This is a genomic window from Candidatus Harpocratesius sp., from assembly GCF_054039255.1.
Window position 1 is genome coordinate 42671 of the sequence record NZ_JBPLBG010000016.1, and the last position, 7374, is coordinate 50044.

At 31.0% G+C, this 7374-nt stretch carries 8 protein-coding genes; 4 read left to right on the plus strand and 4 right to left on the minus strand.

Annotation, left to right across the window (positions count from 1 at the left end):
* Window positions 1-294: 294 nt before the first annotated feature.
* Window positions 295-1512, minus strand: coding sequence for a methionine adenosyltransferase (locus tag ACXLDF_RS03850; RefSeq protein WP_457557173.1), 1218 nt, complete (start codon window positions 1510-1512; stop codon window positions 295-297).
* A 533-nt stretch (window positions 1513-2045) separates the two neighbouring features.
* Between ACXLDF_RS03850 and ACXLDF_RS03855 the strand changes: the two genes are divergently transcribed.
* Both ACXLDF_RS03855 and ACXLDF_RS03860 read left to right on the plus strand, forming a co-directional pair.
* Complete coding sequence (locus ACXLDF_RS03855; protein ID WP_457557174.1) at window positions 2046-2393, plus strand: hypothetical protein; 348 nt, start codon at window positions 2046-2048, stop codon at window positions 2391-2393.
* Between the two features lie 209 nt (window positions 2394-2602).
* Entirely contained in the window at window positions 2603-3769 is a 1167-nt protein-coding gene (locus ACXLDF_RS03860) for a hypothetical protein (protein ID WP_457557175.1), read from the plus strand.
* Window positions 3770-3987: 218 nt separating this feature from the next.
* Here the strand turns inward: ACXLDF_RS03860 and ACXLDF_RS03865 are convergent, their stop codons facing one another.
* Entirely contained in the window at window positions 3988-4638 is a 651-nt protein-coding gene (locus ACXLDF_RS03865; protein WP_457557176.1) for a helix-turn-helix domain-containing protein, read from the minus strand.
* 89 nt (window positions 4639-4727) lie between these two features.
* On the opposite strand from ACXLDF_RS03865, the gene ACXLDF_RS03870 reads away from it, so the two are divergent.
* Window positions 4728-5234 (plus strand): CopD family protein, encoded by a 507-nt coding sequence (locus tag ACXLDF_RS03870; RefSeq protein ID WP_457557177.1) that lies wholly within the window; start codon window positions 4728-4730, stop codon window positions 5232-5234.
* Window positions 5235-5298: 64 nt separating this feature from the next.
* Here the strand turns inward: ACXLDF_RS03870 and ACXLDF_RS03875 are convergent, their stop codons facing one another.
* A complete protein-coding gene (locus ACXLDF_RS03875; protein WP_457557178.1) occupies window positions 5299-5766 on the minus strand; it encodes an archease in 468 nt (155 codons plus the stop codon).
* A 138-nt stretch (window positions 5767-5904) separates the two neighbouring features.
* On the opposite strand from ACXLDF_RS03875, the gene ACXLDF_RS03880 reads away from it, so the two are divergent.
* Window positions 5905-6705, plus strand: a complete 801-nt coding sequence (locus ACXLDF_RS03880; RefSeq protein ID WP_457557179.1) for a hypothetical protein — start codon at window positions 5905-5907, stop codon at window positions 6703-6705.
* Between the two features lie 177 nt (window positions 6706-6882).
* Here ACXLDF_RS03880 and ACXLDF_RS03885 read toward each other — a convergent pair whose 3' ends face one another.
* The gene (locus ACXLDF_RS03885) at window positions 6883-7209 is read right to left on the minus strand and encodes a hypothetical protein (protein WP_457557180.1); all 327 of its coding nucleotides are present in this window, start codon (window positions 7207-7209) and stop codon (window positions 6883-6885) included.
* Window positions 7210-7374: the final 165 nt, after the last annotated feature.

Consider the following 7374-nt stretch of genomic DNA (forward strand, 5'->3'; position numbering starts at 1 on the left):
ATCACATAACGAGCACAAGCGCATTTGACCCGGGAATAAGGGTTTATCGCACTTGGTCGTATGTTGATCAACATTGCATAATATAAATTTTTTTTGAATTCGAAGAAGAAGATATTATAACAGAATTTGAAGGTGATTTGTAAAAGATTTTAATGGTAATTTTACATTTTATTTAAAATTAAGAGAGAGATTAGAGATTTTAATTACTAGTCACTTTCATCTTTGGAAAAGCAAAAACAAAATAAAAAAATATGAATAAAGATGAAAATTATAACAGGCATCCAAAAATAATTATTACCAGACCTTCACTTTGCCTTCTAGCAATTCTTGACGTAAAGTTAAGTAATCGTCTAATTCTTCTTGTAAAATATCTTTAGCTCGACGACTTATGATGTCAAAATTCACATTAGATGCTGGAATTAACTCGATATCTCCCATCCAAGGTTTATTAATAGGATGACCTATTTGACTGAGAATTCGTATCTGACATTCCACCACATCACCTTGCAATTCTGTAATTATTTTTCGAGCCGCGCGGTTGGCTACCAAAGAATATAATTTTCCAACATGGTTGTTACTATTTTTCCCAGCAGCAGCTTCTAAGGTTTGAACCCTTCCAGGGGTTATCAAGCCATTTGCTCGATTACCTCTTCCTACTTGACCGTCATCTCCCGCTTCTGCACTTGTACCAGTGATTGTAAGATAAAGAATATCTTTTTCCAAAATATCTCCTGTATTCACAGAAGCTCGCACTTCATGATCGCAAGATATACCACTACAAACGTCAAGAGCTGCTTCGCGCACCATTTCAACAGCATTTATATATTCTGATTTATCATGCACATATTTAGAGACCATAGCATTACAAATTGTTAATTCAATTTTATCTCCATTACGCAGCCCCATTACTTTGATATCTTCACCAGAGGCAGGACATTTATCTTTAAATGCATCAGAATTCAAATATTGTTCAACATCATAAACCATTTGTTCTGTTGGGGAAAAAGGTGCATAACCTACCCCAAAACTTGTATCATTTGATAAAGGAACAGTTTCTGATCCTACATTATATAAACCAGTTAGATCGATTGATCCACTTTTTGTGCGGGAATCAATTATTACATCTCTATTTAAATCTATATTACGAAACGTGTAAAGAAAGACGTCTTTAATTGTTTCTCTAAGTAATGTCCGTACTGGAACTCTATGTATTTTTCCATCTATTAAAACTGTATCTATTGCCCGACCGATAATTTCAAATTCTTGTGGTTGAAGGATTATACCTCCCCCAAATTCTGGAATTGCTTGACCGGCAACATAGGCTGCTTTATCCACATTAAGGTGGAAATATTGGCCGAATTCATCTAAATAGTATTTTGTCAATGCACGTGAGCAAGCTTCAGCGGCTTCATCAGCCACAGAATCAGGATGACCTTTCCCTTTTCGTTCTACCATTTCTGGAAAGTCACTTTGTCCAATGGGAAGTCGGGATGATTTTGTTACATGTAACATTTTTTTCATTTCCAAAAAGCAAAAACTATTTTCTTTGTAAAGGTATCTTGGTGTTAGAAATGAACTAAATAATTTTTATCCATCTCTAAACATCCAAAATTCAATATTTGATAAAATAAATGAAGAATTATATTTGAATCTTGTTCATGCCTATTGGGAATATTCGAAATGATAAAGAACTTCAGATAATATGGGCATATTTTGATGAAAAATACGTAAATGCGTATGAATTGGTAATTATTTTTATGTATCTATTACATATATATTTCTGACTTTTTAGGTTGATATTCATATTTGGAATTTTTCTAGATATAAATTCCTTATTATAAATTAATAAACCGCATCTCTAACTCTCTTTAAAAATAAAAAATTGGGTGATTAGTATAATGATGATAATGGGATAATATAACTAAAAGTTCCTGTAATATCTGAATCAAAGAAGTGCGAATTAGTTTATTTTCCATTATCAAAAGATATTCAATATTGAATTTTTTTCCTGTATAAGAAACTATAAAAAGGAAGGTGAACCGAATATGGAAGATGCAGAATCAATTCTCGGATGGATGAAAATAAATGAACGACGCTTTCTCAAATCAACTTCCAGATTATTCGATTCAAATAATGTTTTAATTAGAGATAATAAATCATTATCAAAACAAAAGACTAATAATTCAAATTCATCTAAAATTCAATTGCAAAATCCACAAACCTCTTTAGATCGTTTCATTTTCTCAAGTGGGATAAAATCTCAAAACAATCACTCGATCTCAATAGCTAAAGAAGAAAAAAGAAATTCTTCATTATTTGATGATCATTTCAGTCTTTCTGATTTCAGACAACTAACAAATCAATGGAAAAAAAAAAATTTTATTGCTTCTTAAATATGTAATCCTTTTTTTAAAATGATTGTTATCAAAATCTAGTAATTAAGAACATGGGAATATCTTTATAAATCATTTAATTCTTTTATAGACATCTGAAACTATTTTGATTTGAAAATCTTTTACGATTAATTTTACGATTTGTTTATTTCATTCACAATTTTTTAAAAAGAAATTTTTATAAATTTTAAAGCTAATCTCGAAGTAACATGCCAGCTCAAAAGAAAACAACAAAGAAAACGTCGAAGAAAACATCGCCGAAAAAAACAGTTAAAAAAAAAACTAAAAAATCATCTACGAAAAAAACTGTGAAAAAAACGACGACGAAATCTTCTAAAAGAACATCAACTAAAAAAACAACGAAAACTTCGGTTAAGAAGACTACTCCAGATATAGAAGTTAAGAAAAAAGCAGTTGAAAAAACTGTACAAGAATCCATTAAAAAGCAAGAAGAAAAACCAGTTGAAAAAACTGCTGGAAAAGAAATCGAAAAAACAGTAACTAAGAAAGAAATAAAGAAAGACGTAAAGAAAGAAGTGAAAAAAGAAGTTAAAATCAAACCCGCTGAAAAAGCATCCACATCTGAGAAGGGATCAACTTCTGCTATAAAAACTGAAACAGTTTCAAAAGAAGAACCCAATAAGTTCCAACAAACATGGGATAAAATGAAAACATCTGTAGCTATGATCCCAACAGGAATCAAAGAACAGCAGAATAAACTGAAAATAACTACTTCAAAATTATTTGCTCTTACAGGTGCATTATTTGCCTTTTTTGAAGGAAGACGCTTATTTTTAACTTATAATTTCAATCCAGTGTTTACAGTAATTGTTGGAGCATTTGGAATGTTAATTGGATTATTCTTAATTATTACTATATTAACAGATTTGATTTTAGCAATGAAAGCAATTCAAGGTAAAATTCCCTATGAATGGTATATATTACTCTTGAGTGGGATTATAATAACAATATTGAATAGCGTAGTTGTTGGAGGTTCTATTTTCTTAATAAAAGGTGGAGTAATTCTAATGATTGGGGGTATAATTTTGCTTCTGGAAGGATTGAAAATAAAGAAAATGCCAAATGCAAAAACTATGGTTACATTATTTGGAATCGTTATAGGGTTATATGAAACTGTGATGGTTGTTGTAGTTGCCTTTACAAATATATGGGCATGGATTACTGCATTTATCATGTTAGTCTTGTTGGCTATTCTCTTTTTCGCTACTGAACTTATTAAATTACCAGAGAAAATCCGTCCACCTCTGACTTGGTGGGTTACGCTCTCAATTGGAATTGCTATGTATTACTTCGGTTTTCAGCTCAGCGGAATTGTGATTCTACATGTCTTTCTACTAATACTTATAGATTTATAAATAGTAAATTGATTTTTTATTTTTTTTATTATTATATATTATTCTAAATTCTTTTTTGTATTGAAAAGATCATGAAAGTGTACATCTACTTTTTTAGGATTGTCTTATATATTCAAAAATTTGTTTCTGGCAGAATTAAGAGAAGATTAAGATTTAACTTTCATCTCCTTTTATAGTTAATCTAAATTATAAAAAGAGGTGGAAATTTGATAAAGAGATCAATTTTCTAGTGAAGAAAAGAAATTAACACCTAATCTTTTAAAAATACGGCGAAACATTTCAGAAAGCGAAGTTGGGGCAACTTGGAGCCGTTTTGCCAGTAGTGAGAGTGATATTTTTCGTGGTATCTCAAAATAACCCAAATCTAACGCTGTTTTTAGTACTTGTTCTTGTTTATATGTCAAAACTGGGTTTGTAATAAAGCGACCAATATGCTTAATTGAATATGGAATGCTGTGCTCTTCAAATTCATCAAATAATTGATCAATCTTACTTCTTTCTGCAACTAAATCAACATAAATTTGGTTGGCCTGAACAATTATTGGATACTTTAAAATTAAATTTGTTTTAATTATAGTAAGCAAGAACCATGGATCTTCCATTTGAAAATTTAGAAGTAGACTATCCTCCATTTCATACAACACAGTAAACTGGTTTTTCGAGATAATTTGGGTAATTACTTTTTGAAATCGCGCAAGATTTCTTCCTTTTACTTCTATTAAACTGATTCCCCTGTTCTCTGGAAGTGGTAATAATGATTGAAGATTGAATTGAAATCTTGGAAATTCTTTACTCAATTTTGAAAGGATTTTACCTTCAGGAATTTGAAATTGAAATCTGGCATGAATAATATCTTTATTTGAAACCATAAATAATAGTCAATAGATAAACCCTCATATATAAGGTTATAGATTTATTTCCTTTTTTTCCTTTATTTTGTTACCAATTGGTGATTATTATGGCATCTCCTATAGTATTCGGTTTAGTTTCCTCTCTCCATGATCTTTTCTCAGCTGTATGGATAGGAGGATTAATTATAATGGCTTTAATCGTACTTCCGTTATTAAAACAGCAAATGATGGCCTCAAAAAAGCAAGAAAGTGGAAGTAAACCCATTGTGAAAAAAGTAAATCCATTAATGGTGTTTCAAAAGCGATTGCAAATTTTAGTATGGATTTCAATGATTGCACTTCTTATTACAGGATTACTATTGTCGAGAGCGGCGAAATTAAGCCCAGTTCCTGTGACAAGCACATATTCTACTTTATTATTGATAAAACATGTTATTTATGGTGTTATGATTGCGATTGGGTTATTACGAGGATTCTTACTCCAAGTATCATTCTCTGATTCTAATCCAAATCCAAAAGCTCAAAAACTTGCCTATTTACTTGTTTATGTTAATTTTGGCTTAGGAATTATCACGATATTCTTAAGTGGAATTTTACCAGCAATCAAATTTTAAAAAAGGTCCGAATAAGTGCGAATAAGTTTTTGTTTTATTCTTTTTTATCTTTTTTTATTTTCTTTTAGATATCGAATACTATTTTAATATCAGTGCGAGATTCCGTTTCATGAATTTCCAAATAAGAATAGGTGATTGCTTTGACTTCTGTATCCGGTTCATGCTTTTCGGGATTGAAAATCTCCCCCCAAGCAGTTGCATGTGCACGTAAGTGTCCATTGTCAAGTTTTTCTATCGGATCAATTTGAATACGCTTAATGATAACTCCTTCTGTATCAAACAAGAAAAGAAATTCTGATAAAAAGGCAATGAGCAGAGAACCTTTCGTTTCATCTTCAATGTCAATATCAAACTGTTGAAGTGTTTCAATCTGGGAAGGATTCATCATGGTTTCCATCAGGCTATATAGACACTGTTCCATCGCTTGAGAAAATGATTGTCCCCAAGCATGCACCCAAACATCGGCAGGATGATCTAGAAATTCAAAACCTGCTTCAGTCGAGTCGCTGGTTGAAAGAGAAGGTTCGCACATTGTTAATTAATAATAAAAGTCGCTGATGAAAAAACTTAATCACTTGATCATTTACATATTTCTAATAAGAATTAATCACACTTTTATGCAGATTAAGAATTCGCATGATTTTTTTGGGGATGACACCTTCTTAATCCTATGAAAAATCGAAAAGTGTTTGTGCTTAATCCTTCCCACTCCAGACGATTAATTGCGAAAAGTGTTATCCATTTGCCTCAAATTCAACAGGCTTTGACTGAAGGAAGGATTTATGTCAGTAGGGGATCAACAAATGCCTACGTGCTTGAAGAATTGCTTAATTTCCTAACAATTTCTCGTGAATTTAATAAAGGTGATTTTGTTGCAGGACAAATTATTTCTGGTGGTTCTGGACATTTCGCAAAATGGTGGGTAAATAAAGGAAACCGAATAGATGAAGTTCTATTCGTAAAAGGTAAACCCATTGAATTCGAAGATCGAGTTAAGGAAATCCGTAAATTTACTCAAGGAGATATTTTTATTAAAGGCGCAAATGCTTTGGATCTACATGGAATTCCTGCAGTATTAGCAGGTGGCAAAGATGGTGGAACTATAGGTACTTTACAAGGCATTATTCAAGCAAAGGGAATAGAACTTATCTGTCCTATTGGTTTAGAAAAATTAGTTTTTCATAACGTTAACGAAACTCAATTGCTGATGGGTACTGAAAACATGGATAAACCAGCCGAAGGTATTCCATGTGGTTTAATTCCGATGCCATTTGCTACCGTCATCACTGAAATCGAAGCGTTAGAATCCATTTTCGAATGTGAAGTTTATCATGTCGCATCTGGTGGAGTTGGTGGAGCTGAAGGAAGTATAAGTTTGTTGGTAGATGCTTATGATAATGCTGAAATGAAAAGAATAAATAGCTTTATGGAAAAAATTGCCCGTGAATCTCAATATCAACCAAATATATAATTCAATTATCTTTTTTTATTAATTTTCTGATTTTTCTACTACAAATGCTACCACAAATATTAACATAAGACTTATCAATAATTGAAATGAAAGATTTGATTGATACGTAAAAAATGAAAAAGAAAGGAAAAAATTCAAAGATGAATAAAAAATGAATAGCTTCTGAAAAAAGGTCCATTACATATCTTCAAAATTGTCAGAACCACTTAATTTAACAAAATTTATCATCTTATTTTTCCTTACCAGAGGATTCATACGAAGTTGAAGTGATATATCGATTGAAAGATAATTCATTAAGAATATCACTGTAGCTAAGATAGGAATTATATATAAGATTGATTGTCGTATTCCAAAATATTCAATGCATACACTGATTATTCTAATTATGTATATTGAGAATTGATAATAAGATTGCTTTTTAATAATTGCAATAACAGGAAAAAGTAAAAATATGCAGAGTATAGAAGAAAACACCAAAAAATAGGTTAGTGTTGCATTATTCAATAAAAAAATAAGAGATATACAAAAATTAATAATCCCCATCTCTGCAACCAAAAATGACGAGATTTTGCTTTAGGATTTGAGAAATCAAAAAACTTATTCGCACAATCAACTTTCTTTTGTTAATTGAGCATTTGTTAAATTATCTTTGGAAGGATTCGACATTTC